This window comes from Bradyrhizobium sp. P5_C12 (assembly GCF_054049735.1).
This window is the reverse complement of sequence record NZ_JBFULU010000126.1, coordinates 1-1,306: the sequence shown is the minus strand read 5'-3', so window position 1 is coordinate 1,306 and position 1,306 is coordinate 1. Positions and strand designations below refer to the sequence as shown.

Sequence of the window (1,306 nt, the reverse complement as noted above, 5' to 3'; positions counted from 1 at the left end):
GTTGGTGCCGGTCAGGGTGATGGTCAGCGTCGCGGCGGCGCTGGCGCCATGCTCGTCGGTGACGGTGTAGTTCGCCACCACGTCGGTGGTGGCGCCCTGCGCCAGATGCTGGTAGGCGGCATTCGACGCATCAAAGCTGTAGCTGCCGTCCGGGTTGAGCGTCAGGCCGGCCACCGCGGCATCGAGGCTGTAGCTCAGCGCCGCGCCGTCATCGACGTCGCTGTCATTGCTTGCGACGGTGCCGGTGATGGTGCTGTCCTCGGTGCCGGCATTGGCGTCGGCCACCGCGACCGGCGTGTCGTTGGTGCCGGTCAGGGTGATCGTCAGCGTCGCGTTCGAGGTCGCGCCGTGCTCGTCGGTGACGGTGTAGTTCGCCACCACATCGGTGGTGGCGCCCTCGGCCAGATGCTGGTAGGCCGCATTCGACGCATCGAAGCTGTAGCTGCCGTCCGGGTTCAGCGTCAGACCGGCGACTGCCGCATCGAGGCTGTAGCTCAGGCTGGCCCCGTCATCGACGTCGCTGTCATTGCTCGCGACGGTGCCGGTGATGGTGGTGTCCTCGCTGCCCGCGTTGGTGTCGGCCACCGCGACCGGAGCGTCGTTGGTGCCGGTGATGTCGATCACGACCTGCTGGGTGGCGAGGCCGCCATGGTGGTCGTCGACCTGGACGGTAAAACTGTCGGCGAGGTGCTCGCCGGCGGCGAGCGCGTCGACGGCGCCGCTGTCGAGCACGGTGTAATGCCAGGTGCCGTCGGGGTCGACGGTGGCGGTGCCGTGGGCGGCGGCGACGCTGACCGAGAGTGTGTGGGTGTCGCTGGTGTCGACGTCGGAGAAGGTGACCTGGCCGGTGGTGGTCTGGGCTGCGGCCGGGAGGTCGTCGCCTTCCGACACATTGCCGGACTGTGCCGCCGAGGTGATGACCGGGGCGTCATTGGTGCCGGTGATGTCGATCGACACGACCTGGGTGGCGAGGCCGCCATGGTGGTCGTCGACCTGGACCGTAAAACTGTCGGCGAGATGCTCGCCGGCGGCGAGCGCATCGACGGCGCCGCTGTCGAGCACGGTGTAATGCCAGGTGCCGTCGGGATCGACGGTGGCGGTGCCGTGGGCGGCGGCGACGCTGACCGAGAGTGTGTGGGTGTCGCTGGTGTCGACGTCGGAGAAGGTGACCTGGCCGGTGGCGGTCTGGGCTGCGGCCGGGAGGTCGTCGCCTTCCGACACGCTGCCGGACTGTGCGGCGCTGGTGATCAGCGGGGCGTCGTTGGTGCCGGTGATGTCGATCGACACGACCTGGGTGGCGAGACCG

At 69.1% G+C, this 1,306-nt stretch carries 1 protein-coding gene; it reads right to left on the bottom strand.

The features are described from left to right. Positions 1–1,306: VCBS domain-containing protein (locus ACXJMY_RS37895; RefSeq protein WP_456624452.1), on the bottom strand; the 1,306-nt coding region annotated here is incomplete at both ends.